Consider the following 22,200-nt stretch of genomic DNA (forward strand, 5'->3'; position numbering starts at 1 on the left):
GGCTCTATGCTGCGGCCATGGCCTGTCACATCCGATCGACAGTACTGCGTGGTGGTTTGAGCGATGACGATATCTAACCATAAAATTACCGACCTGCGATGGTTAAGCGGAGACCTCATATGAGTGAGCAGTTATTGCAATTGACGGCCGAACCGCTGACCCCCGAAGCTTTCGCTGACTTTGGCGAGGTGATCGATCACCGCTGTGCGGAATATTTCATGATCAATAGCGGGCGCACCCGGCGCTACCATGATCTGGCAAAAGTCGAGACATTAGGTGAAGACGCGAGAACGCTGATCAGTATCTTCGTCAGCCAGCCAGTACAAATACCTTTGGAGCTGAGCTTTCTTGAACGCCACCCGCTGGGCAGTCAGGCTTTTGTGCCGCTGAACGGTGAGCGCTTTGTCGTTGTAGTAGCTCCCCCTGGAGACGTGATAAACCCAGACCAGGTGCGGGCTTTCGTTACCGACGGCCAACAGGGCGTCAACTACCACGCCGGCACATGGCATGCCATTCAGTCTGTACTGGAGCGCGAAGGCACCTTTCTGGTAGTGGATCGCGGAGGCAAAGGAAACAACTGCGACGAGCACCCGCTGGCACTAAGGGTAATGCTCGGGTAACCGGCACAATTTTCTGATCAAAAGGTCCATTTCCTGGCAATAGCATCCAGAGAACCATCCGCCACCAATGATTGGTAGGCCACCAGCAATCGTTTGAGCTCATCAGCATTGACCGACGCCTTGCTGACCCCGAAGAACACGGGTTCCTTGATCACAGTAAAAGGATGGACCACCAGACCGTAGTCAGGATTGCGCCTTCTTTCGGCCTGCACATCCAGTGGCTCATCGAAATAACCAAGCAGCCTGCCAAACAAAACCTTGTCGTCATTCTGGGGACCGGTCGACTCTTCAGCGCAGGCCCTGAACTCATTGTCGCTTCTCAGCCTTTCAGCAAACTCATCCCCGTAAATCACATTGGGCTGAATACCAAATTTCAGACCAAGCGACTTACACTGAGCCACCAGATCATCAAGAGAATTGATCGGCAACTCAGCATTTTCCCTGGTGACAATCAGGCTCATCTGGGTATATCGCTGCGGGCCAATCCAGTGCAGATACTCAGACCGCTCATCAGAAATGTTTACATTTGCCAGAAGGTCGACCTGCCCCCGCCGGGCCATGATCAGAGCTCGCGACCAGGGGATTTCAACGATATTTGGACTGAACCCCGCGCGCTCAGCCAGAGCAACGGCCATCTCGACATCAATGCCTTCCCATTGCTGCTCTGCATTCTTGTAATAGTTGGGGTAGAAGTTGCCCACTCGAACATCAAGGCTATCCATAGCCTTCGAACTGGCAGCTATTACCATAAAAATCATCAGCATCAAGGTACGGCGTAAACGGGTATTGGTACGCGAACGAAATTGAAACAAAGAGTGCATCCTTTCGAAATTACCTGATTTAAAAATAGCAGGTTTTCGCGCTAAGGTGATGATAAAACCTATACTGAACGGGTTTTGATTGCCAACCAATGCATGTAGTCCGAGGCACCCCTGAACTGATCAAACCCCTTCGATGGCTCATGAGAACCACAGTATTTCTGTTGGTTTTGCTGGCAGGCCCCGCAATGATTGCGGCCTGCAGTAGCTCCTCTGGCCAGAGCTGGCGCGGCAATTTTGCGGTCCACACCTGGATTGCAACCAAGGAGCGCGAGACATCCACCTATGAGGTTCACGAAGTTACTGGCTGGGGTTATGAGAAGGTGCGATCCCGCCCCGCTTACTCATTTACCCATATTGGGCATTAACTTACCCAATATGGGTAAGTTGCATTTTATCCTGTGGCAAGTGCAACCATGGCTCGCCTGATTTCTTCAGTTATTTCCATGAGACTTTTCACCAAGGCTTCGTCTACGTCGATATTGCCTTCATATTCTGCAAGGTTTCGCTTGCGATGGGCCTGATCAAGAACCCGCCATTTGGCTGGCGGCAAGTCGAGCGTATGCTGCAAGCATTGAAACACCAGGTATCGATTGTCCGACCGATAACCGCAATGTCTAAGTGCAGCCAGAGAAAGCGCGTGCGCAGCGTTATAGGACAAATCAAAGCGGCTCTCCAGACTAAGTGTTTCCAGACCCGCATCCTTTAATCGAAGGCTACCGGATTGGATAAGCCCCTGAACCTCATCGGCATCTACCGCCTCATGGTGAAGCTTGTGTATCCGGACCAGGTTATCCAGTGCTTCTTTATTCATTGATGCTTCCTTTCAACAATATGTACTGTCCATCCAGGACTTTCCTCAAAAACGGGTTATTGTTGGCCCGGCGTTTCTCAAACTCTTCCTGCTTGTAGAGAGTTGGGTTGATGGTACGGGAGAGCTTGGCCTCTGCTGGCTCCAAGGCTTCAAAGACCTCCTCCAGAGTGAGGGAGTCCGATACCAGCATCAGATCGATATCGCTGTTGGCATGATCGGTCTTCTTCGCCACCGAACCATAAATCAGGGCCAGATCGATCTTATCACTGATCGAATTGAGAGCATCTGCAACCTGCTGTTCCGGACCGAGCAGTTTGGAGACAAGAGAAGATAACTCCGGAAAAACAGGCGAGTCCGGATTGACCCTGTATCGTTTCTGGCTCCCCTGCAATGTCACCTGCACCAGGCCACTATCCACCAGACGCGCCAGTTCCCGCTGCACCGCCCCCGAACCCGCTTCCGCCTGCTCGATGAGCTCTTTTATGGAAAAGTCCCTTTCTTCACGCGCGAAGAACAGCCGCAGTACCTTTTGGCGGGTTTGTGAAAACAGGGCATCCGCCAATCCAGTGCATTTAGATGTTTTTACTGCTGGCATGCTGACGGCACTCTTAAAACCCATTTTGGGTAATTCTATACCCAAAATGGGCATCCTGAAAGTCTGAAGCCGAATTGCTTAAACCGTCCACCTGATCAGACTGGAATCTGACTTTAAGGAAAGCGCTCTATCACCGTGTACACAGAACCTTCGGCGCCTTGCCTGCTCTCAAAAAGCACGAACTCATCCACCTGAAACACCCCGAATTCCCGTCCCTCATAATCAGCCAGCAGACTCTCAACCGAACCGGGCTGACGCCGGAATCTGGACAGAGTGATATGTGGGCGGAATGCGCGACCTTCCGTTGTAAATCCAAGCCCGTCCATTTTGCTTTTAATCGCGCCATGAAGACTGGCAACGGGAACCTCCGGCCGGACTCCGGCCCAGAGAACCCGGGGAGCAGAAGGTGGACCAAAACAACCCAACCCCGTAACACTCAACTCAAAAGGCACCGGGCGAATATGGCGGGCAGCCTCGCACACAGCCGGCAAACACTCCTCCTCAAGGTCGCCAAGGAACAGCAAGGTGAGGTGCATCTGCTCAGCACTCTGCCATCTGGCACCGGATACCTCTGCCCTGGCCTTCAACAGACGGGCTTTGATGTGAGCAGGAATCTCCAGACCAAAGAATAGTCGGCGCATGATTTTGAGCATCCATAAAAAGGAAACAAAGCCGTACCCGGGTCTACCATGGACAGCTGTTACCATTCAGACTAGAAAATAAATCTGTCCCAATTATATACCAGCCTAAGAGGCCCCTATGGCAAAGCCAAAACGCATCTACCTCGCCGGGCCGGAAGTCTTCTTCCCCGCCAGCGAACACCAGCTCATCGTAGCCGAGAAAAAACGCATCCTCCGGGAATACGGGTTTGAAGGCATAGACCCACTGGATACCGAACTGGTGTTTTCAGATGACCAGGCAAAGCCCGATCGCGGGCATAACATCTACAAGGCCAACCGTGAACTGATGGACAGCTGCGACGCCATCATCGCCAACCTGACACCCTTTCGCGGCATCAGCGCCGACCCGGGTACCGTGTACGAGGTGGGATACATGATAGCCCAGGGCAAGCCCGCATTCGGGTTCACCCTGGATAGCCGACACTACCGGGAACGGGCAGGTGCCACCGGTCTGGACGACATGGGCCATAGCATTGAAGACTTTGAACTGAGTGACAACCTGATGATTGAGGGCGGTATCCGTGAGTCCGGAGGTCAACTCTTTGTGGCTGAGCAGCCAGGCGAACACCCGTTTTTCTCCGCAGAACTGTTCCACCGTTGTGTTCAGGCGCTTACCTATACCCTGTCGAGATAAAGCCGGGAAAATAAGTATGTCCCTGCATCCGCTAATCCAGTGTGCTCAATGTTGTTACTGCTGGAGCCAGACTGCTTCAACCGGCACTTTTTTCAATGAATGTCTCTTGTTACCTAAAAACACTGATCTAAATTATTTTTCATGTAATACTTCGGTTTTCCCTTATTACAAATAGCCGCTAATGACCGCAATCAAGCGAATTCCCTTTGTCCTGGCTCTGGCTTTAACAATTGGCGGCTGCAGCAGCAACAAGAACATTCAGTTCGAGGGGGAAGACCTCGAAAAACCTGCTTATGACGGCACTCTGGCTCGCGTCTCTATTTTCGGAATTTCTGACGGTCACGGTGCCACCGACGACGAAACTCTCGATAAGTTGCAGGCCATCGCCAAAGAAAAATTCCAGGCAAACAAAAACCTTTTCAGTGGTTCCGGCAACCAGTTATACACACTGAAAATCAACTCCTCAGTTGCAGAAAGCGGCATTGAGTGCACAAGAACCAAGCTCAGTTATACCACCGAGGGCACTCTTACGACCAACTACATTCTTGCGACACTGGAACGCCATCCCCGCACATTATTCGATGTGGATATCGAGACAAAAGGCCATCACGAAACCTCAGTCATGTCTGATATCGAAAATATCGTCAATTGCGGAACCCAGACAGCCATTGCCACAGACGCCATATCCAGAAGCATCCGAATATTTGACCTTTTGGTTAAGCAAGCCAATGGCATGGACGTAACCCATGACCTGGAAAAAGTGAAAAGCGACGAGGATATTGAGGGCAGCGCCATCGTTATGAGGGTGTTCAGTGGAGCTCTTTATGCCGTGGTTGTGCCCATCGGAGTAACCGTTGAAACCATCGCGGAAACCGACTGGAGCGACACCATTTCTGCGGCGGCGAAAGCCGCAAGCAACCTGCCGGCCGCAAGCTATGACCCACTGGCAATCAACAACAGCACGCCAGCCTATACCATGAGCCCGCCCTCACCCACGCCCACGCCGGCTATCCAGACTGAGCCCACTCAACAACAAAGCCCGTCTTCCGTCAGGGCAACACAGAGCAACCCGCAAACGCAGCCCGCACCCAAAGCGACCAAACCTGCGCCGAAAACGGTGACAACGGAAATCCAGACCAGTGGCACCACTAACATGCACTTTCCTTATGACCAGGCACTGAACCTGGCTACCACCAATGCTGACACTCTGGCCAGACAGCAGTGCCGGGAAAATCACCGGGGCAAAATAACCACGCTTAGCGACCCGAACATGGTAAGAAAAGAATGCACAGCAAACCGTAACGACGAATACCGTTGCGTGGTTCAGATCACCCACACTTGCGAATACACACAGTAAAAGGGCTGCCTTTATGAAATATCTGCTACTCGTAATTCTGACTCAGTCTTTACTCGGATGCGCGGTAGCTTTCCCGCCCAGTGACGAAGGCATCAATACACAAGCAACAACAGCCAAGCAGAGCTTCTACATTGCCAGCACCAGCGACAGCAACCCCTCTTGCCATGACGAAACACTTATCGAAGAGCTGCAAAAACGCTTTGAATCGCTGGACTACATTGAGGCAAGCACCAAAGGCAATGCTGATCTGGCGCTGTTTCTTGAATCAGAATGTCGCGTAGAGCAAAACGGCGCGGACATGGCTTCTGCCATCCTTCCCTTTATCTCTTTTTTCATCCTGCCCATCACAACAACAACTCAATATCATGTTCGTGTAGAGGCACATGAATTCGGCACTCCTGCAAAAGAGTATTTTTTCGATGGCAGCAGCAAGGTACTGGCCCATCCCTTTTACTTTGGCAAGCTAAGGGATAAGCACAAGGAATACGTAGACCAGTCTACCCCTGCCATGAGCAGCATAATTATCAACGCCCTTGAAGAAGACCACTTCCTGTAGATTTACCTTTTCATAGAAAAGGCTCCAAAGGGGCCTTTTCCATGTTTTTACCGGCACAGATTTATTTTCATTGCCCTGCTACCAGATAAGCGGCCGCAAAGAATTCAATAAATCAAAGTCCAATTGCTGCCGCAAAGTGCCCGCTTCCGGGGCAACAAGCAGCCAGCCAAGAGCCCCCAGATTGGCGCAAACCGCCAGCCAGAAAACAACCTGATAGCTCACCTTTCGCGTTTTATGCCGAAAAACCTGTTGTGCCATAAGCGCACCGGGCCAGCCACAGAATAGTTCAAAGAAATGCAGCCTGTTCTCAGGCGTACGCTGTGCACCCCGCTGCGCCGCCCGCTTATCAATCCAGTACATCACGAACAACACCAGACTCACCCCGCCATAGGCAGCCGGGATAGAAACAGGCATATAACCCCGATGGAACAGACCTGCCAGAGTCGTGAAAAACCCCAGCACAACAACTGCCGCCACCCAGACTCCCGGAGCAATACTGGCGCCAATCTTTGCTGCTCCCGCATACTGAAAGCGCCCAGCCCTCAGCCGGCCCCGGTCATCCTTCGAGATGCTGTAAGTCACCTTGCGATCAGAAACCGGCCGCCCCCGGCCTGCATAGCTGCTGATATGAGCAAAGACCCGCTCACCACCGCCTTCCGGAGTAATGAACCCAAATCCCTTGGCATCATCCCAGACAGTGAGAACTCCTTTCTGATTCAATTCACTTCTCCTTGCAGGGCCTCGTACCGGGCACATGCCTTATCTCTGTCTCTCAAAATACGCGGATCCTGATTGCCGATAGCGGCAGCAATAAGGGCGTTACATTCCTGCCTTGCCAAAAACAACTCAGAAGGCGGTTGGTGAATATCCCGAGCAACTACCCCTGAGGAGGACGCTTGCGTAATAGGGCTCGAATCTATTTTGAGTTCGCTTTCCGGTTGCCGTGGAGTGCGCTGCGGTACTTCTTCAACCCGTTGCTCAACGTTCCTTTTAGTGCCAGTCGCCAACGCACCTGAAACGAAATCCGAATACGCGTTCAACACAATCGTACCGGCACCCAGCATCAATGCTATAAAAACCAGCGGTTTGAAAAGCCCAGGACCCCGGCTACGGGGCACACTCCCACTACGCTCGGCCACCAACTCCCTCACGTGGCGGGCATGCGCCTGGTCGGTTGCAAATGATGCCTTGAGGCGGCCGGAGGCGATCTTTTCCCTGACCTCTTCCACTTCTTCCTGGTTAAGAACAGGATCCGTTTTCGACTTGATATAACGGACATACCCCAGGCCTTGCGTGACATTTTCCGGCATGGGCGTTTTGAATGTGCTGTCCCCCACAAACACCACCAATGAATATATCTGGTGATCACCTAGCCCAAGCAGGGTCTGCAGAGTTTTCACATGCTTGTAGTTCTGATGCAGCGGGTTCTGGAATTTGTGACTGGAACGGTAAATCTTCTGAGTCCAGGAACGTTGATGAGAGCCACCGAAGATCCAGCCCTTCATGTTTTTGGTCTCGACAACGAATACGCCAAACTCCGAAACCAGCACATGGTCGATCTGCGTGGTGCCATCTTCCGTGGGGAGGGTCACATTCTTGATGAGATGGTAGCGGGATTTATCCAGGTACCTCCGCGCGGAGAAATTGACCAGGAACTCCCCAAACTTACCCTTTAGCCAAGGGGATCTGAGCAGGCCTGCAATGATTAAAAAAGCTAACAGATAATAAAGTGCAGTAATAAGGGGCTGGAAAGCCGGGCTCAAATCCATTTCTCAGACATCCTTGTTGTGCAATCCTGAATCAACCCAGCGCGGACCATAAATCAGTCTTTGGTTCGATGCCTTAGGATTTTTGTAACTCCTCGCCAATGGGGCTCCAGCTTATCTTGGGCCAGGAAGAGGGGGTGGGGTCATTGTCGACAACCACAATTCGTTGTATCTTCAGCTTCGTAGCCTAGGAAGGGCCGTGTTTAAAAGGAACGAAACTATGGACTCTGATCAACGCGAGCACATATCTGCAGTCATAAATTATTTCTGGGGCGAAGGGACAACTTCTCCTGAATCTGTAAATGAAGGCATGGCATCCATCGCCTACGAGGCATTGGAAGAAGCACAAAACTGCTCAGCAACAATGGACTTGGTGCCTCGCCATATCTCTGGCCGCCCGAACGGCAAATACATCATTAAGCAAGTCTCAAAAATTGGTAAACGAATTGCTTCTGGCGACACTCAACTCTACGAAGCCTGCCGGCAGCGTGTAGCGATAAACTTTCGCAACCAAATGGAAATGGCAAAACAAGGACTGTGATATGAAGAAAACCGCCCTGCTAATAGGTTTGGCCTGCACCTCTCTCCCGGCCTGCGCGCAAACCGATCAATTCATTACAGCCGCCTATGATGGTATGAAGTTTCAGGTACCAGAATCACCCGTTATCGTCGGATCGCTTGGCGCCGACAACGACATTCTGCTGGTCAAATATTCCCATACCATCGGCAAGCAATACATCAGTTTCGGGACAGAAAACACGCTCGAAACAGGAGGCTGCAAATGGTCTGACTTTTTCGAAGCGACACTGTCGAAGGATAAGGCCCACAGCTGCGATAAAGCCAGTGTAGAGTCTTTCCAGAAAGTGTTCATTGAAGGTGGAGACTCCGGCACTTGGGAAATTGGAGATAAAGCCTATTACCACTTCCTGTCTGATCAGGGTGCCTCCTTTGTTTTCTTCCAGTCGAATAACGGCAACTTGATCAAACTGGAATCCGACTTTCTTGATGCCGATGGTTTTCTGCGGGTGTTAGGGGATCTCCAGGCCGAAGAATAGTCTGAGCATCGATTTCTTTCTTGAAACTCTCATGGGCAATATGCCGCCGGAGAAGCCGCAAAAATAAACCTGTCCCGAGTTTCGAACGCTCCTACGGTTGGGATAATCATTCCACCCCGTATAAACTGCACTAGAGCAACCCAAGAAACCAAACCTTTTCAAACCATCCTCGGTGGGAGATGAGCCGACTGCTCCACGGACCCAACGAAGCGAATTCAAACTGCAATCAGGTGACACTGGCAATGAGTATGGCAACCGAGGATAAAACAGCATCAGCTCCGCAGCCCGAAAAGAAGGGCTTCAGTGGCTTGCATGTCTTCGGCATTGTGCTGCTCACTATCGTTGCCACCGTCGGCGCTGGTTACTGGTGGTTAAGCCACTATGTGTTTCCTGAGAACTTCGAGCCCGTAACCCTGAATGCCAGTGAACAGGATTCACTCAACAACAAACTCAATACTCTGGGCATTGATACTCAAGGCGGTGAACCTGGCAGCCCGTTGCAGCCGGTACCCTATAGTGAAGAAGGCGCCAGCCGGGAGGTACGTTTCAGCGAGCGGGAACTCAACGGCATGCTGGCCAATAACACCGATCTGGCTCAGAGACTCGCAGTAGACCTTTCGGACGATCTGGTGAGCGCCGTGCTTCTGGTGCCTCTTGAAGAAGACTTCCCTGTACTCGGCGGCAGAACCCTGCGAGTAAATGCCGGTGTGGAATTGTCCTTTGCCAACGGTCGCCCCCTGGTTAAGTTAAGGGGCGTCAGCCTCATGGGTGTACCCATTCCGAATGCCTGGCTGGGTAACCTCAAGAACGTGGACCTTGTTAACGAGTTCGGCACCAACCCGGGATTCTGGCAATCCTTTGCAGCGGGTGTAGATCATATCCAGGTTGAGGATGGCCGGTTGCTTGTGCGGCTTAAGGAATAGCGCGGGTCGTCCGCCCAGAAGACGAGACATGCTGAATGGTTCCGGAGAACAAACGACTGCGGCAACAGGCTCGCGGGACACCTTCATGATCTCGAAGCGATTCCGCGAAACCTTTTCTTCAAACAGTTTTCTCAACACTATCTCGTCCTATGTTTAACGAGGCTGTAGAAAAACCCTTCTCAGAGCTTGATCCATGGAAAAGGAAAACCGGGACAGATTTTCGCAGTCCCGATTTCCAATCAAGTGCAGACTTCGTAAGCTTGATGCTTGGACATCAGGATTTCTTCGCACTCAGGGCTGGTACAGCTCAGGGTCCGTTTAAGCTCGTCCTCGGAATACTTCCGAGTCAAAAGATCAATCATTCTCAAAGCCGTATCGTAATACCGGCATTTTTCGTTTTCTTGGCTCACTACAGCAGATAACTGCTCTTGGGGTTTCCGAGCAATAACTCAATTAAGTAGGTTGCGGTAACGAGAGCAAGCCATTTCTTTATATGCCTGACTCTTGGGGTTTCCGTCTTTGCGGTACTCAGAAGTCCAGAAGTCACACATTTCTTTGCTGCTCGCAATCGCATTTCGCCTCTGCTCTGCCTGGTTTCTCGCACGGCGCTGATCAGCCGCTAACCGCTCCTCCCGCGCCTTTTGAGCCCCTGTTTCTTCTTCCGTAGGCGCCGCCGGTGAGTATGAAGGGACAGAAATCTCTGGAAACCCAGACTTGCCGTTTGTAGAAAGCCTTTCAGTCAGCGTATCGTTGAAGGAATCCAAGACCACGAAGAAGATAAACCAACCAATGATGCTTATGATGATCCACGATACGATATTGGCAACAACTACTGCGGAGAAAACCTTAAACCAGGACATTACGCACTCCATTGAAAACCATTAGGAAGCTTACCGAAGATATTTGCGGTGGGTCCACAGTGAATGATCAATCCGTTCAGGTTTTACGCGGTTTTACAGAGACGCTGCAACGACTGTAGCATCTTCATCACCGAGGGCTCCAAACACGAGGGCCGTGAGCACTACTATACGATGTGCATGAGCGGCAATTGCAAAGCAAAACTCAAGAAAGGGAAATAGATCTGTCCCGGTTTTCCTAGTGCTCCTTCAACTCGCGATAATTCTCACACGCCTTTTCACGCTCCCTCGCCAACCTGGGATCACTATTGCCCATAGCGGCAACTGTCGCCGCATTGCATGCCCGACGCGCCTCATCCAAAGGATCAGGCGTTGGTGCGGAACCTATATTGGCAACCGTTGGTTTGAAAGAGACAGCGGCATTGCAGTACATATTCTGGATTTTTACCTGTTGCCAGTCGTCTGACTCCGACGCTCTCAATTGCGAACACAGCGCATTGAACAGCCGGGCAGCCTTAGCAGTGCATCTGGAAAACTGACTAAGGTTTTGCTGATGGTTGGCACAAACACTCTCAGAACGCACCCTCCAAAGCTGATGCTGGTACGCAACCGATACGCCCTCGTATTCGATAACAACGGGGGTAACCTGAAGGTTTCTGGTTTCATTGAAATGATTCGATACCGTCGATTGCACGGTATTGAGGTAAGCGGAAAACACAAAACTCACCGGGTCCAAAATTTCATACTCCAAAATAAACCATGGTTGAGGGCCGAATAATCAAGCCAGGTATTCAACACCTGTATCAGACAGCTTCAGAAATTTGGCGGGAACACGATGACGCGCTCATACTCTGAGAGATTGACCTTGCCTAGATTACCTACATTTTCGTAGTCGATGAAAGCCCATTTCATTACTCAACTTCCTAAGTCGGTTCAAAAATAGATCTGTTCCGGTTTTCGCAAAACCGGGGAACTCCACGTCCTAATTGGCGCGCTTGCTAACCCTACATTTCAAATTGATAAGCATTACCACCTTTTATTTTTTTCAACAAATCAACACATGCTTGTGAATATTTATGTGCTTGAACTTTATTACCTGCTTTTATGGCAATGTGATATTTGTTATCACTAACTTTAATGTTTTCACCACTCTCTTCTGCAAGCTGCTTGATTAATTCATTCGCGTAGTGCCAGTAATTATACCCGAGCTCAGAAGCAACATTGGTAAGCGAATAAGGATACATTGCATTCAACGCAGATGGGTTATCTAAATTAGTAATACCATATAGTTTTGCGAACTCAGAATTTGATGACACAGCATGCTCTAGAGTTTGAAAATCAACCTCAATGGTCTTTGTGGGTATATCATGCCTGACTAGATTATAGGTTCTAGCCAGAACAGATCTGAGTAATTTTGGGTTAATTGAGCTTAGCGCATCGTTTGATCCCAGAGCATCGAAAACCCATTTAAAACAGTTTGCGGAAATACTTTTCACTCGAACACTTCGATCATTATCTATCGGTATTAACCTCTCCAAAGCATGCTTCCCAGTAAGTTCAGCATCCTCCTTCCATTCAACCAAGTATATATTTGGTATTAACTCATTGTTCGCAGATAGAATCTCATCTATATCGGAGAGAATCGCCCTTACATTTGGATCTTGAGCACTGTAGCCCATGATAATCAATGGATGCTCCGCAAAAAATGTGAGCAATTTTGCACTTAAGTATTTTTTCTTGGCTGAAAAATGGTCGTAATCTTTCTGCGTTAAAACGATACTTTCAGGCACTGATGAACACCCATGTATTTTTATGATTTCACCGACTGATGCGTAATTTATTCGAAGTATTTCCTGTCCTATGACCGGGGTGTAGTTCGCAAACAAACTCTCTAGCAATCCATCATAGTTAGTTGTAATTATTGCGTATGGATTTATAGCTTTTAATGACGCCAATTCTTTTGAATATAATGCCAGTTTATTTTCCGCTTCAGATGATGACTCTATACCTCTGAATATTTCCGAAACCACATACTTAATATATATGTCAGCTGGCTGGTCGGATTCGAATAAATTGTCTGGGAATGAATCTTGGTCACTCCAGGCCCACTCACGTATGTATTCTGCGAACTCACTACTGATAGCGATAGGACTATTGTGTTTTTGTTGATAGTAAGCAATATTTTTATCGATCTTTGGGCATTGGTTCGCTAAGATTTCAAGCAACTCATTCCAGGTAGGTGTATCAATGTATCTTTGAGACATGCCAGATCCAAAAAAAAGTATTGGCTGGACGCCCATCCCTTCCAAGCAGCTCTCGATATCATCGACGATTATTGATTGGTACTCTTGAAAATTCATAATTCAGTCTCAATTAATATTTGATATTCCCCGAGAAGGAGTTGACGCCGAAGCACAGCGGCGGCTGAAAGCCATCCGGTGGCCGCAGGCCACGTGCTGCTGCGACTTGTTAAAACGTCGATAGTTTTACCAACAGTCACCAGAGTTTCCTTGAGACTTGTCTCGTAATTTTTTGAAAACATCAGGAACCACATCTAGATATCGCAATGCCCCATATGAAAAAACTATCACTAATAGAGATAGCAAATACTTCGAATATATAACAAACGACTGAGGCTCGGCTTGTATTCGATAAATTGATTCATCAATCCGTTCACACCGGTATTGTGGTACGAGCATGTGGGGCTTGTTTCTTTCAAAACAGTGTGGATCTTTAACCTTTACATCGACTGTCCAAAAATTCTTATACAAAGTCATGCTTGACATCGGAAGGTGTTGTCAGAAAGCAGTAGCGTCAGCAGCATCAGGCAGCCTGAAATAATCATAATCCGAGTGCCTTGCAGCTTTTCAGAAGTCATTGACTCACCTTTTAACGCCAGCCAGCATGCGCGGCTTTGCAGTGGAGGCGGAGCCGCAACGAAAAAGGCGTCGCGATGCCTGGCCTTGTTACATTCACAAAGCTCGACCAAGCAACTGATTGGCCACATGTGTTGCATGATTATCAGTCATACCTGAGACCATATCAGTTATACGCAGGTAACATTCATGATAATCCATACTATCCGTAAACTTGTTTACACCCATTAAATCCATAACTCTTTGGGATTTAAATGAAACCTGGCCTCTCTTGACTTCATTAGCTGCACAAACAAAGGCTGACAGTATTCTATCTAAAGTTTCATATGATCCAAGCTCAAGTTCAATCTTCCTTCTGTGCAGGAAGATATTACTCTTAGTTATTCTTTTAGCCTCTTCTATTCCTCGATTTTCAACCCCCTCCATTCTAGAAATTAGGTCACCACTAAAATTTCCAGACATTATATCTTCGTAATTTGACTTAAAAATATCCGTTACTTTTTTAATCAGATTATCTATCGCTTTTGAGCGTATTGTTGAAACCCGGCGGCGCGAGCTAAATTCATCGCCCATATCTGAATAGTAATCATTTTCAATCCCCGCTAAGTTATTAAAAATAACCGAAACATCTTCAAATTTAAGTATGTTTAGCTCCAAGGCATCTTCAATATCTAAAATCTTATAACAAATATCATCAGCTGCTTCCATCAAGTATGACAGTGGGTGGCGCAAGTACTGCTGACCATTTGAACATTCAAGACCTAAATCTCTCATTAAGTCTTGAACAATCTTCCTTTCTGACTGAAAGAAATTAAATTTCCCTTTGCTTTCAGCTAGCGCATGATCGGAAAACCAAGGATACTTAATAAGCGTACCTAGTGTTGCAAACGTGAGCTTCAAGCCACCTTTTCCATAGTTGTTTTCTATATTTGTTACGACCCTCAATCCCTGCGCATTGCCTTCAAATATTTCAAAGTCATTCCTCTCACGTTTTGATTGTAATACTAGCTTGTCTCCATTTTCTTTGAACCAATGCCGTATGGCAAACTCACCCGCATGACCAAATGGTGGGTTTCCAATGTCGTGAGCTAAGCAGGCTGCTTGCACAATCGCACCTATTTCTTGAGCTTGGATGCCCTGAGGCAGTTCAGAGTTTTCTTCAAGGAAGGTACCTACATTGTGCCCAAGACTCCTTCCGACACTACCGACTTCGATTGAGTGCGTTAAACGAGTATGAATATGATCATTGTTCGAAAGGGGGTGTACCTGAGTTTTTCGGCCCAGTCTTCTGAACGCTGAAGAAAATACAATGCGATCATAATCTTTATGAAATTCACTCCGAATATCAGATTCATCTGATGCAGTTGCTTTGTTCAATCTTCTTTTTGACAGGAGTTTTTCCCAATCCATAAAACCTCTTCCTTAAAAAGGTAACAGTGGTTAGAGAGCGCGCTTCGTTATTACCGAAAAACTGACCGCCATGAAACACGCATACCACAGTTTGAAAACCTTAAATTAATCATTTTAAATCAAACACCTAGATACATTAAGACCTTGCACACCCTGCAATAATTTGACGTCTTCAATATTGCAATAACGAAGCGCTGACGTCGCTTTCCCCCTTACCTCTTCTGACTTTCTCCTGAAAAACAGGCTCGCAGAAACCCTATCGATCAAGCCTTCCGACTTGTCGTGAAAGCAGAGCGCACACAGGATAATAGCCAGCAAAATTAGCAGTATGAAATACGAGAAATCAAAAAAATGCGGTGTCAGTACGGGGGTTTCCATCGGCCGTTATCCATAACAGTTGGTGCTTTTTTCTGTCTTGTTTTACTACTGAAGATAAACCATCTCAGCACTCTCTGTCTCCCCCCTATTACAAAAATACATATCTTTATGCCACAAAAAAAGCTGCACGGTCTCCCGCACAGCTTTCTTTTTAATTCAGGTTTTAAACTAAATAGTTATTTATGCAGCCGCCAGAAAAGCTCCGGTTGCAGCAACCACACCACCCAGCACCCGGCCGAAGCGGCTATCGGTTTTCTGCATCAAAGCACCAAGCCCCCGGCCTACAAAGGTAAGGGCCAGTGTGCCAATGGAGAAGCCAGCCAGGTATGCCACAAGCGCGGAGCCAGCAGGCATTTCGGTGCCGTGGGCAAAGCCGTGGAATACCATAAAGGCGGCGACCAGTGTTCCGCCTACCGCGGTAGGCAGTTTGGCCATGGTGGCTATAAGAATACCGGCCAGCAACACAGAGAGTGCGATGCCGGTTTCAACGCCGGGCAGGCTCATGCCTCCCCAGGCAATGGCTGCACCGAGGATCATGCCGCCGATCACAAACAGGGGTGTGCTGTTTTTCATAGTGGCGGACTGGCGCACGCTCCAGAAACCGATGGCGGCCATGGCCAGCAGGTGGTCCAGGCCCAGCATGGGGTGCAACAGGCCGCTGGCGAAGCCGGTGCCTGCGTCGTGGCCGGCGTGGGCGGAGGCGGCAGTGGCGGTTACCATCAGGCCGGTGGCCATTAGTACTCGGGTGATTGCTTTCATAGTATTTTTCTCCTGGTTCTCAATAAATTCTGTGCACCGGGCCTTCAGGCGGTTTCGGCAAGTTTTTCCGTGCGTCGTTCCGGCAGCATTCCGCGTTCAAGGATGAAGCTGATAATGGTTTCCAACCCTACTCCGTCGTACAGGTTGGTGAACACGAAGGGGCGTTCACCACGCATTTTTTTGCTATCCCGCTCCATCACGTCGAGGGAGGCGTGTACCTGTTCGGCAATGTCGATCTTGTTAATGATCAGCAGGTCGGATTTGGTGATGCCGGGGCCGCCTTTGCGGGGAATTTTGTCGCCGGCGGATACGTCGATCACGTAGAGGGTGAGGTCGCTCAGTTCCGGGCTGAAGGTGGCAGAAAGGTTGTCGCCACCGGATTCCACCAGTACCAGTTCCAGGTTCGGGTGCCGGCTTTGCAGGTCGTCGATGGCCGCCAGGTTCATGGAGGCATCTTCGCGGATAGCCGTGTGCGGGCAGCCTCCGGTTTCCACGCCGAGGATACGGTCGGCTGGCAGGGCGTCGTGCTTCAGCAGGAAGTCGGCGTCTTCACGGGTGTAGATGTCATTGGTTACTACGGCGATGTCGTAGTGGTCTTTCAGGGCCTTGCACAACTGGCGCAAGAGGGCGGTTTTTCCGGAACCGACCGGGCCGCCGACTCCAACTCTCAAACAATGTGTCATAGCTTTATCCTCTTTCGTAACACTCCGCGTCTGCGTTGATCAGTAAGTCCTTCCGGGACACGCTGTAAATACATCCCTGTACGCTTGACTGCAGCATCCATGCTGCAGACAGTCCCGGAAGGACTTACTGACCACTGCTCCATACTCCGGAGTGCATGTCTTTATGTTTCAGCTTCTGAAAAGCCGTGAATACTGGGTTTCGTGTAAGGCGCTGCCAAGGGCCAGGCCGGGCAGAATGGGGCCAAGCTCCTCGTCATTCCGCTGCAGGGCAATCTCTACAGCGGTTACCAATAAGGGGCGCATGTGTTCGGTTACTCGCTGGGCTGCGGTGTGGCCAAGGGGCAGTGCTTTGCAGGCAACCGCCAGCTGGTTTTCCAGCCAGGCCCAGGCATAGCCAAGCAATGTCTGGCGCTCGGGTACGTTCCGGTAATGGGCCACCCAGGCGAACATGGTTATGTATCCGGGTTCGTCTGGAATCAGGTTCGCTTCCGGTAGCAGGCCAAGGCTGCGCAGGAGGGTGACAAGAGCCGCGCCAAGGCGGGTGTCTTCATCACTCAGTTCTGCGGTTTCCCGGGTGGCGTGCAGCCAATCGTTCCACTGGGCAATGGCTTCGGCATCTCCGGCCGCCCAGGCTGTTTGCAGGCGCACCAGCAAAGGCAGTTCGCAGCGGCTAAGGCCATCTTCAAGTACGCCTTCCAGCCATTCCTGCAAGTCTGCTTCGTTATTTACCCAGCCCAGCTCAAAGGCGCTTTCCAGCCCCTGGGACCAGGCAAATGCTCCAATGGGCAGCGCCGGGCTTACCAGTTGCATCAGGCCCAGCAATGCCAGGTCGCCTGATGCAGCAGCCGGGGTGTCAGTGGGAGTGAGCATGGTGATGGCCGTGGCTATGGCTGTGATCATGGCCGTTGCCGGCTTGCCCCACCTGCGCATAAGCGCCCGGTTCAGGATCAAAGGTTGCCGTGTGGTGAACAACCTCTGCACCCAGATGCTCGGCCAGTTCTTCCAGAACATGGTCAGGCGGGAAGCGCACCCAGCCACCCTGTTCGTTCTCGCCAATGGCGAGTGAAACATGGCGATTGCCGAGGTGGTAGCACAACCGCGCCAGCGGCAGGCCGGCTTCGATGTAAGCGGTTACTACCGGCTCTTCCGCTGCGCGGATGCGGATGATCTCTCCGGTTTTTGCCTGCAGCAGGTCGCCGTCACGCAATACCGGGCCACGGTCCAGAAACAGGCCAACGTCTTTGCTCGTTTCTGTGGTGGTGCGTAACCGGCCCCGCATGCGCAGTTCATAGGGCAAGGTAAGGTTGTCGAATATTTCAGCGGTTTCCACGTGGGGAATGCGCTTGATAAGTTCCAGCATAAGTTTCTCCGGTATCCGGCTCAGAACAGGTGGTAGCGCTGGGCCAGCGGCAGTTCAGAAGCCGGTTCGCAGGTCAGCAGTTCGCCGTCTGCGTGCACTTCGTAGGTTTGCGGGTCCACGGTGAGATGTGGGCACGCGTCGTTCAGTTTCATATCGCTCTTGCGGACTTCCCGCACGCCTTTGCAGGCAGACAGCGGGCTGTCCAGGCCCAGCTCTTCGCCAATACCGGCATCCACTGCGGCCTGGCTGACAAATGTCAGGCGGGTGGCACTGGCAGCTTTACCAAAGGCACCGAACATAGGCCGGTAGTGCACGGGCTGAGGTGTAGGGATCGAGGCGTTCGGGTCGCCCATTGGGGCGGCTGCGATCATGCCACCTTTGAGGATGCAGGCAGGCTTCACGCCAAAGAAGGCCGGGCTCCAAAGCACAAGATCCGCCAGCTTGCCCACTTCCACCGAGCCCACATCGTGCGCTATGCCGTGGGTAATGGCGGAGTTGATGGTGTACTTGGCGATGTAGCGCTTGGCGCGGAAGTTGTCGGCACCCAGTTCTTCATCTTCCGGCAGCAGGCCGCGCTGGGTTTTCATCTTGTGGGCCGTTTGCCAGGTGCGGCAGATAACCTCCCCTACCCGGCCCATGGCTTGTGAGTCGGAGGAGATCATGGAGATCACGCCCATGTCGTGGAGTATGTCTTCCGCCGCTATGGTTTCCCGGCGGATACGGGAGTCAGCGAAGGCCACATCTTCCGGAATGTTGGGATCCAGGTGGTGGCAGACCATCAACATGTCCAGATGCTCGTCGATGGTGTTCACCGTGTACGGCCGTGTGGGGTTGGTGGATGACGGCAGTACATAGGGTTTGGAGCAGGCAGTGATGATATCCGGCGCGTGGCCGCCGCCGGCACCTTCGGTATGGAAGGTGTGAATGCAGCGCTCTTTGAACGCGGCCAGAGTATCTTCCACAAAGCCGGATTCGTTCAGCGTATCGGTATGGATGGCTACCTGTACGTCGTACTTATCGGCCACTGTCAGGCAGTTGTCGATACTGGCCGGGGTGGTGCCCCAGTCTTCGTGCAGTTTGAGGCCGATGGCGCCTGCTTTGACCTGCAGTTCCAGTGCTTCTGGCAGGCTGGCGTTGCCTTTGCCCAGAAAACCTATGTTCATGGGCAGGCTGTCTACCGCCTGCAGCATTTTACCCATGTGCCAGGCACCGGGTGTGCAGGTGGTTGCGTTGGTGCCGGTTGCCGGGCCGGTGCCGCCACCCAGCATGGTGGTGATGCCGCTCATGAGGGCTTCTTCCACCTGCTGCGGGCAGATGAAGTGAATATGGGGGTCGACGCCGCCGGCGGTGAGGATTTTGCCTTCGCCTGCGATGATTTCAGTGCCCGGGCCGATCACTATGTCGACATCTGGCTGGGTGTCCGGGTTGCCGGATTTGCCGATGGCGGCGATGCGGCCTTTCTGGATGCCCACGTCTGCTTTTACGATGCCCCACCAGTCAAGAATCAGGGCGTTGGTGATGACAGTGTCCATCACTGCATCGTCGCAACGCTGGCTCTGGCCCATGCCATCGCGGATAACTTTACCGCCGCCGAATTTAACTTCGTCGCCGTAATGGGTGTGGTCTTTTTCGACTTCAATCCACAGTTCTGTGTCGCCCAGCCGTACGCGGTCGCCAACGGTGGGGCCGTACATGTCGGCGTATGCCTGCCTTGTAATCTTCATTTCTGCGCCTCCAGTTTACCCATCACATCGCCACGAAAACCGTAAATCTCACGACCACCGGCAAAAGGAATCAGAGTGACCTGCCGCGACTGGCCCGGCTCGAAACGAATGGCCGTGCCTGCAGCTACGTCCAGCCGGTAGCCTTTGGCCTGGTCACGATCAAACGTAAGGGCGGGATTGGCTTCGGCGAAGTGGTAGTGAGAGCCGATCTGAACCGGGCGATCGCCTGTATTGGCAACGTCCAGCGTGATGCGCGGGCGATCTGCGCAAAGTTCGATATCGCCGTCTTTGAGTTTGTACTCTCCGGGAATCATAAATAGCCTCCTTTAAAAGCCGATGAGAAGCGTTGGCGAGGCAGGTAGCTTCTCATTGGCCTTTTAAACAATGGGGTTGTGAACAGTGACGAGCTTGGTGCCGTCCGGGAAGGTGGCTTCTACCTGCACTTCCGGAATCATTTCGGCTATGCCGTCCATCACGTCGTCACGGGTGAGAATTTCGGCGCCGCTGCTCATCAGTTCGGCAACGGACATCCCCGCTCTGGCGCCTTCCATGATTTCAGCGCTGATCAGGGCAATGGCTTCCGGGTAATTCAGCTTCAGGCCCTTGGCCTTGCGGCGTTCAGCCAGCAGGGCGGCCGTAAACAACATCAGTTTGTCTTTGTCTCTGGGCGTTAATTCCATGGTGTATCACTCCGGTTATCGCTACTCAATTCAAAGGGTGTTCAGGTCAGCCAGATGCGGGGGACGCTGGCTGGCTGGCCGGTTAGTTCTGGCCTGAGCAATTCCCAGGCTTGCTGGCATAAGGCCCAGGCTTCGTTTCTTTCCTGCCCCAGATAACGCAGCAGCAACACGCCACGGCGGCAGGTAACGGCCCAGCGCTGGTTAGCGGGCAGGTGTTCTCTGAGCATTTCAATGGCTGCGGCTTCGTTTTCCAGCCCGACAACCCAAAGGGTGGCCTGTACTGTGGCGCCGCCCTGGCCCCAGTGGCCTTTGAAGCGGCTGTGCGTGGGATCCATGGGCTGGCGTTCGAGCCACAACGGGCGGCCGTTCATCTGCAACCGGAAACTCTGTTCCAGGTGACCGGAAACAAACGGCAGGTTGCTGGCCGGGCGACCGAGAGCAAGGATTTCCCAGCCAATGCACCTGGCACCGGTTTCCAGCTCTATGGTGGTGCTCTGTTTGCCCCGGGAGCCATCAAAGGCCAGGGTTTCCTGAGGCAGGTATTCGAGGATGCCGTTTCTTGCCACCTGCAGGTGGGTATGCTGGCCCCAGGCAACGCCGTGGCTGTCGGCTTTATAGAGCTTGGCGGCAGCTGGCGTGGTTAACAGCGCGTGGGCACCTTCACCAACTGCGGCTTCAATTCGGAGTTCGTCACCGCTGACCAGCCCGCCGGGCGGGTGCAACAGGTAAACGTGGCAGCAGCCGTGCCGGCCTTCCGGGTAGAACGGCCGCTGAACCCTTAAGGGGCCATGGTGTTTGCGGCGTACCAGCCGGGTTACGGGAAGGCCCTTGTCTTTGTCTCTTGCTTCAAAGCCAAGAGACAGGCCGGCCGCCCAGTGTCGCTCCAGATCAAATCGATGACCCGAAACGCGCGCTGGTTGCCGGAATGGTTCTAACCGCTGAAAAACTGTCATACCGTCAGGTGCTTCTTGATAAGTTCATCTGTCAGACCGGCGATTTCACCTTCAGCCACACGGCGGCCCCGGTCGAGAATGGCAAAACGGTCTGCATATTTGCGGGCAAATGGCAGTTTTTGCTCCACCAGCAGCACGGTGAGCCCGTCTTCCTCAATCAGTTTGCGGATAACCTCGCCAATCTGGGTAACTATGTTGGGCTGAATGCCTTCTCCGGGTTCGTCCAGAATCAGCAGGCGTGGCTCTATCACCAGGGCCCTGCCAATGGCGAGCTGTTGTTGCTGACCACCGGAAAGATCGCCGCCCCGGCGATGGCGCATTTCCTTCAGTACCGGAAACAATTCGTAGATGCGTTCGGGGATTTTCTTGCTGCCGTCTTTTCTGACCGCCAGCCCCGTGCGCAGGTTTTCTTCTACGGTGAGCAACGGGAAGATCTGCCGGCCCTGAGGTACATAACCGATACCCAGGCGTGAGCGGTCTTCAACTTTCTTTTTGGTGAGCTCAATGCCTTCGGCGAATGTGAGGCTGCCGTTTTTTACGCTTTCCTCACCCATGATGCATTTCATCAGGGTGGTCTTGCCTACACCGTTACGGCCCATCACGCAGGTGCACTGGCCTTTGGGTACGTCCAGGTCCAGATCCCAGAGGGTGTGGCTTTCACCGTAATACTGGTTGAGTTTGTCGACTTTGAGCATCAGGCTT

Annotated in this window: 27 protein-coding genes; 8 read left to right on the forward strand and 19 right to left on the reverse strand. The window is 51.6% G+C overall.

What is annotated here, in order from left to right; genetic code table 11:
* The first annotated feature begins 119 nt into the window (after nt 1-119).
* Nucleotides 120-620, forward strand: a complete 501-nt coding sequence (locus DS878_RS10465; RefSeq protein ID WP_113815905.1) for an ureidoglycolate lyase — start codon at nt 120-122, stop codon at nt 618-620.
* Between the two features lie 17 nt (nt 621-637).
* On the opposite strand, the gene DS878_RS10470 is transcribed toward DS878_RS10465, so the two are convergent.
* Nucleotides 638-1,432 carry a substrate-binding periplasmic protein gene (locus DS878_RS10470; protein WP_187298779.1) on the reverse strand — a complete coding sequence of 265 codons (795 nt, stop codon included), beginning with the start codon at nt 1,430-1,432 and terminating at the stop codon, nt 638-640.
* A 149-nt stretch (nt 1,433-1,581) separates the two neighbouring features.
* Between DS878_RS10470 and DS878_RS10475 the strand changes: the two genes are divergently transcribed.
* Complete coding sequence (locus DS878_RS10475; protein WP_261977760.1) at nt 1,582-1,806, forward strand: DUF3750 domain-containing protein; 225 nt, start codon at nt 1,582-1,584, stop codon at nt 1,804-1,806.
* 26 nt (nt 1,807-1,832) lie between these two features.
* On the opposite strand, the gene DS878_RS10480 is transcribed toward DS878_RS10475, so the two are convergent.
* From DS878_RS10480 to thpR, 3 genes are all read right to left on the reverse strand, one after another.
* Nucleotides 1,833-2,252, reverse strand: a complete 420-nt coding sequence (locus DS878_RS10480; RefSeq protein ID WP_113815907.1) for a hypothetical protein — start codon at nt 2,250-2,252, stop codon at nt 1,833-1,835.
* Nucleotides 2,245-2,847, reverse strand: a complete 603-nt coding sequence (locus DS878_RS10485; RefSeq protein ID WP_261977761.1) for a nucleotidyltransferase domain-containing protein — start codon at nt 2,845-2,847, stop codon at nt 2,245-2,247. The genes DS878_RS10480 and DS878_RS10485 overlap by 8 nt, the downstream gene beginning before the upstream one ends.
* Before the next feature lie 113 nt (nt 2,848-2,960).
* On the reverse strand, nt 2,961-3,488 hold the full coding sequence (gene thpR / locus DS878_RS10490; protein WP_113815909.1) for an RNA 2',3'-cyclic phosphodiesterase: 528 nt from the start codon (nt 3,486-3,488) through the stop codon (nt 2,961-2,963).
* Between the two features lie 118 nt (nt 3,489-3,606).
* On the opposite strand from thpR, the gene DS878_RS10495 reads away from it, so the two are divergent.
* The 3 genes from DS878_RS10495 to DS878_RS10505 all read left to right on the forward strand — a co-directional run bounded on the left by DS878_RS10495 (nt 3,607) and on the right by DS878_RS10505 (nt 6,074).
* Nucleotides 3,607-4,161, forward strand: a complete 555-nt coding sequence (locus DS878_RS10495) for a nucleoside 2-deoxyribosyltransferase (protein ID WP_113815910.1) — start codon at nt 3,607-3,609, stop codon at nt 4,159-4,161.
* A gap of 181 nt (nt 4,162-4,342) precedes the next feature.
* Nucleotides 4,343-5,518 carry a hypothetical protein gene (locus DS878_RS10500; protein WP_113815911.1) on the forward strand — a complete coding sequence of 392 codons (1,176 nt, stop codon included), beginning with the start codon at nt 4,343-4,345 and terminating at the stop codon, nt 5,516-5,518.
* A 13-nt stretch (nt 5,519-5,531) separates the two neighbouring features.
* The gene (locus DS878_RS10505; protein WP_113815912.1) at nt 5,532-6,074 is read left to right on the forward strand and encodes a hypothetical protein; all 543 of its coding nucleotides are present in this window, start codon (nt 5,532-5,534) and stop codon (nt 6,072-6,074) included.
* Nucleotides 6,075-6,152: 78 nt separating this feature from the next.
* Here the strand turns inward: DS878_RS10505 and DS878_RS10510 are convergent, their stop codons facing one another.
* Together DS878_RS10510 and DS878_RS10515 are read right to left on the reverse strand one after the other, a co-directional pair.
* A complete protein-coding gene (locus DS878_RS10510; RefSeq protein ID WP_113815913.1) occupies nt 6,153-6,794 on the reverse strand; it encodes a DUF1294 domain-containing protein in 642 nt (213 codons plus the stop codon).
* Nucleotides 6,791-7,843 (reverse strand): nuclease-related domain-containing protein, encoded by a 1,053-nt coding sequence (locus DS878_RS10515; RefSeq protein ID WP_113815914.1) that lies wholly within the window; start codon nt 7,841-7,843, stop codon nt 6,791-6,793. The genes DS878_RS10510 and DS878_RS10515 overlap by 4 nt, the downstream gene beginning before the upstream one ends.
* Nucleotides 7,844-8,060: 217 nt before the next feature.
* Between DS878_RS10515 and DS878_RS10520 the strand changes: the two genes are divergently transcribed.
* From DS878_RS10520 to DS878_RS10530, 3 genes are all read left to right on the forward strand, one after another.
* Nucleotides 8,061-8,381 (forward strand): hypothetical protein, encoded by a 321-nt coding sequence (locus DS878_RS10520; RefSeq protein WP_113815915.1) that lies wholly within the window; start codon nt 8,061-8,063, stop codon nt 8,379-8,381.
* A 1-nt stretch (nt 8,382) separates the two neighbouring features.
* Complete coding sequence (locus DS878_RS10525) at nt 8,383-8,895, forward strand: hypothetical protein (RefSeq protein ID WP_113815916.1); 513 nt, start codon at nt 8,383-8,385, stop codon at nt 8,893-8,895.
* Between the two features lie 242 nt (nt 8,896-9,137).
* Complete coding sequence (locus DS878_RS10530) at nt 9,138-9,818, forward strand: arginine N-succinyltransferase (protein ID WP_113815917.1); 681 nt, start codon at nt 9,138-9,140, stop codon at nt 9,816-9,818.
* Between the two features lie 449 nt (nt 9,819-10,267).
* Here the strand turns inward: DS878_RS10530 and DS878_RS10535 are convergent, their stop codons facing one another.
* The 13 genes from DS878_RS10535 to urtE form a co-directional block, all read right to left on the reverse strand.
* A complete protein-coding gene (locus DS878_RS10535) occupies nt 10,268-10,678 on the reverse strand; it encodes a hypothetical protein (RefSeq protein ID WP_113815918.1) in 411 nt (136 codons plus the stop codon).
* Nucleotides 10,679-10,913: 235 nt separating this feature from the next.
* Nucleotides 10,914-11,393 carry a hypothetical protein gene (locus DS878_RS10540; RefSeq protein ID WP_261977762.1) on the reverse strand — a complete coding sequence of 160 codons (480 nt, stop codon included), beginning with the start codon at nt 11,391-11,393 and terminating at the stop codon, nt 10,914-10,916.
* A gap of 286 nt (nt 11,394-11,679) precedes the next feature.
* Entirely contained in the window at nt 11,680-13,035 is a 1,356-nt protein-coding gene (locus tag DS878_RS10545; protein ID WP_113815920.1) for an SIR2 family NAD-dependent protein deacylase, read from the reverse strand.
* Between the two features lie 612 nt (nt 13,036-13,647).
* Nucleotides 13,648-14,961 carry a deoxyguanosinetriphosphate triphosphohydrolase gene (locus DS878_RS10550; protein ID WP_113815921.1) on the reverse strand — a complete coding sequence of 438 codons (1,314 nt, stop codon included), beginning with the start codon at nt 14,959-14,961 and terminating at the stop codon, nt 13,648-13,650.
* Nucleotides 14,962-15,519: 558 nt separating this feature from the next.
* Entirely contained in the window at nt 15,520-16,098 is a 579-nt protein-coding gene (locus tag DS878_RS10560; protein ID WP_113815923.1) for a HupE/UreJ family protein, read from the reverse strand.
* Between the two features lie 44 nt (nt 16,099-16,142).
* Nucleotides 16,143-16,781 (reverse strand): urease accessory protein UreG, encoded by a 639-nt coding sequence (ureG, locus tag DS878_RS10565; protein WP_113815924.1) that lies wholly within the window; start codon nt 16,779-16,781, stop codon nt 16,143-16,145.
* Nucleotides 16,782-16,949: 168 nt separating this feature from the next.
* Nucleotides 16,950-17,681, reverse strand: coding sequence for an urease accessory protein UreF (locus DS878_RS10570; RefSeq protein WP_410003471.1), 732 nt, complete (start codon nt 17,679-17,681; stop codon nt 16,950-16,952).
* Nucleotides 17,635-18,141 carry an urease accessory protein UreE gene (gene ureE / locus DS878_RS10575; protein WP_113815925.1) on the reverse strand — a complete coding sequence of 169 codons (507 nt, stop codon included), beginning with the start codon at nt 18,139-18,141 and terminating at the stop codon, nt 17,635-17,637. Before ureE ends, DS878_RS10570 begins: the two co-directional genes overlap by 47 nt.
* 20 nt (nt 18,142-18,161) lie before the next feature.
* Nucleotides 18,162-19,865, reverse strand: coding sequence for an urease subunit alpha (gene ureC, locus DS878_RS10580; RefSeq protein WP_113815926.1), 1,704 nt, complete (start codon nt 19,863-19,865; stop codon nt 18,162-18,164).
* Nucleotides 19,862-20,179 (reverse strand): urease subunit beta, encoded by a 318-nt coding sequence (locus tag DS878_RS10585; protein WP_113815927.1) that lies wholly within the window; start codon nt 20,177-20,179, stop codon nt 19,862-19,864. Before DS878_RS10585 ends, ureC begins: the two co-directional genes overlap by 4 nt.
* A 63-nt stretch (nt 20,180-20,242) precedes the next feature.
* On the reverse strand, nt 20,243-20,545 hold the full coding sequence (gene ureA, locus DS878_RS10590) for an urease subunit gamma (protein ID WP_113815928.1): 303 nt from the start codon (nt 20,543-20,545) through the stop codon (nt 20,243-20,245).
* 41 nt (nt 20,546-20,586) lie between these two features.
* Nucleotides 20,587-21,498, reverse strand: a complete 912-nt coding sequence (locus DS878_RS10595) for an urease accessory protein UreD (RefSeq protein WP_113815929.1) — start codon at nt 21,496-21,498, stop codon at nt 20,587-20,589.
* A complete protein-coding gene (urtE, locus tag DS878_RS10600) occupies nt 21,495-22,193 on the reverse strand; it encodes an urea ABC transporter ATP-binding subunit UrtE (protein WP_113816658.1) in 699 nt (232 codons plus the stop codon). Before urtE ends, DS878_RS10595 begins: the two co-directional genes overlap by 4 nt.
* Between the last annotated feature and the right edge of the window lie 7 nt (nt 22,194-22,200).

The organism is Marinobacter sp. F3R11 (assembly GCF_003318275.1).
Taxonomy (GTDB): Bacteria; Pseudomonadota; Gammaproteobacteria; order Pseudomonadales; family Oleiphilaceae; genus Marinobacter.

Bases quoted from the DNA above. Each gene is read 5' to 3' on its own strand.
- urtE (WP_113816658.1), bottom strand. From the start codon at position 22,193: ATGCTCAAAGTCGACAAACTCAACCAGTATTACGGTGAAAGCCACACC.
- DS878_RS10550 (WP_113815921.1), bottom strand. From the start codon at position 14,961: ATGGATTGGGAAAAACTCCTGTCAAAAAGAAGATTGAACAAAGCAACT.
- DS878_RS10465 (WP_113815905.1), top strand. From the start codon at position 120: ATGAGTGAGCAGTTATTGCAATTGACGGCCGAACCGCTGACCCCCGAA.
- DS878_RS10535 (WP_113815918.1), bottom strand. From the start codon at position 10,678: ATGTCCTGGTTTAAGGTTTTCTCCGCAGTAGTTGTTGCCAATATCGTA.
- DS878_RS10530 (WP_113815917.1), top strand. From the start codon at position 9,138: ATGAGTATGGCAACCGAGGATAAAACAGCATCAGCTCCGCAGCCCGAA.
- DS878_RS10500 (WP_113815911.1), top strand. From the start codon at position 4,343: ATGACCGCAATCAAGCGAATTCCCTTTGTCCTGGCTCTGGCTTTAACA.
- DS878_RS10570 (WP_410003471.1), bottom strand. From the start codon at position 17,681: ATGATCACAGCCATAGCCACGGCCATCACCATGCTCACTCCCACTGAC.
- DS878_RS10525 (WP_113815916.1), top strand. From the start codon at position 8,383: ATGAAGAAAACCGCCCTGCTAATAGGTTTGGCCTGCACCTCTCTCCCG.
- ureC (WP_113815926.1), bottom strand. From the start codon at position 19,865: ATGAAGATTACAAGGCAGGCATACGCCGACATGTACGGCCCCACCGTT.
- ureE (WP_113815925.1), bottom strand. From the start codon at position 18,141: ATGCTGGAACTTATCAAGCGCATTCCCCACGTGGAAACCGCTGAAATA.
- DS878_RS10485 (WP_261977761.1), bottom strand. From the start codon at position 2,847: ATGCCAGCAGTAAAAACATCTAAATGCACTGGATTGGCGGATGCCCTG.
- DS878_RS10585 (WP_113815927.1), bottom strand. From the start codon at position 20,179: ATGATTCCCGGAGAGTACAAACTCAAAGACGGCGATATCGAACTTTGC.
- DS878_RS10560 (WP_113815923.1), bottom strand. From the start codon at position 16,098: ATGAAAGCAATCACCCGAGTACTAATGGCCACCGGCCTGATGGTAACC.
- DS878_RS10545 (WP_113815920.1), bottom strand. From the start codon at position 13,035: ATGAATTTTCAAGAGTACCAATCAATAATCGTCGATGATATCGAGAGC.
- DS878_RS10475 (WP_261977760.1), top strand. From the start codon at position 1,582: ATGAGAACCACAGTATTTCTGTTGGTTTTGCTGGCAGGCCCCGCAATG.
- DS878_RS10595 (WP_113815929.1), bottom strand. From the start codon at position 21,498: ATGACAGTTTTTCAGCGGTTAGAACCATTCCGGCAACCAGCGCGCGTT.
- DS878_RS10520 (WP_113815915.1), top strand. From the start codon at position 8,061: ATGGACTCTGATCAACGCGAGCACATATCTGCAGTCATAAATTATTTC.
- DS878_RS10480 (WP_113815907.1), bottom strand. From the start codon at position 2,252: ATGAATAAAGAAGCACTGGATAACCTGGTCCGGATACACAAGCTTCAC.
- DS878_RS10515 (WP_113815914.1), bottom strand. From the start codon at position 7,843: ATGGATTTGAGCCCGGCTTTCCAGCCCCTTATTACTGCACTTTATTAT.
- DS878_RS10505 (WP_113815912.1), top strand. From the start codon at position 5,532: ATGAAATATCTGCTACTCGTAATTCTGACTCAGTCTTTACTCGGATGC.
- DS878_RS10495 (WP_113815910.1), top strand. From the start codon at position 3,607: ATGGCAAAGCCAAAACGCATCTACCTCGCCGGGCCGGAAGTCTTCTTC.
- ureA (WP_113815928.1), bottom strand. From the start codon at position 20,545: ATGGAATTAACGCCCAGAGACAAAGACAAACTGATGTTGTTTACGGCC.
- ureG (WP_113815924.1), bottom strand. From the start codon at position 16,781: ATGACACATTGTTTGAGAGTTGGAGTCGGCGGCCCGGTCGGTTCCGGA.
- thpR (WP_113815909.1), bottom strand. From the start codon at position 3,488: ATGCGCCGACTATTCTTTGGTCTGGAGATTCCTGCTCACATCAAAGCC.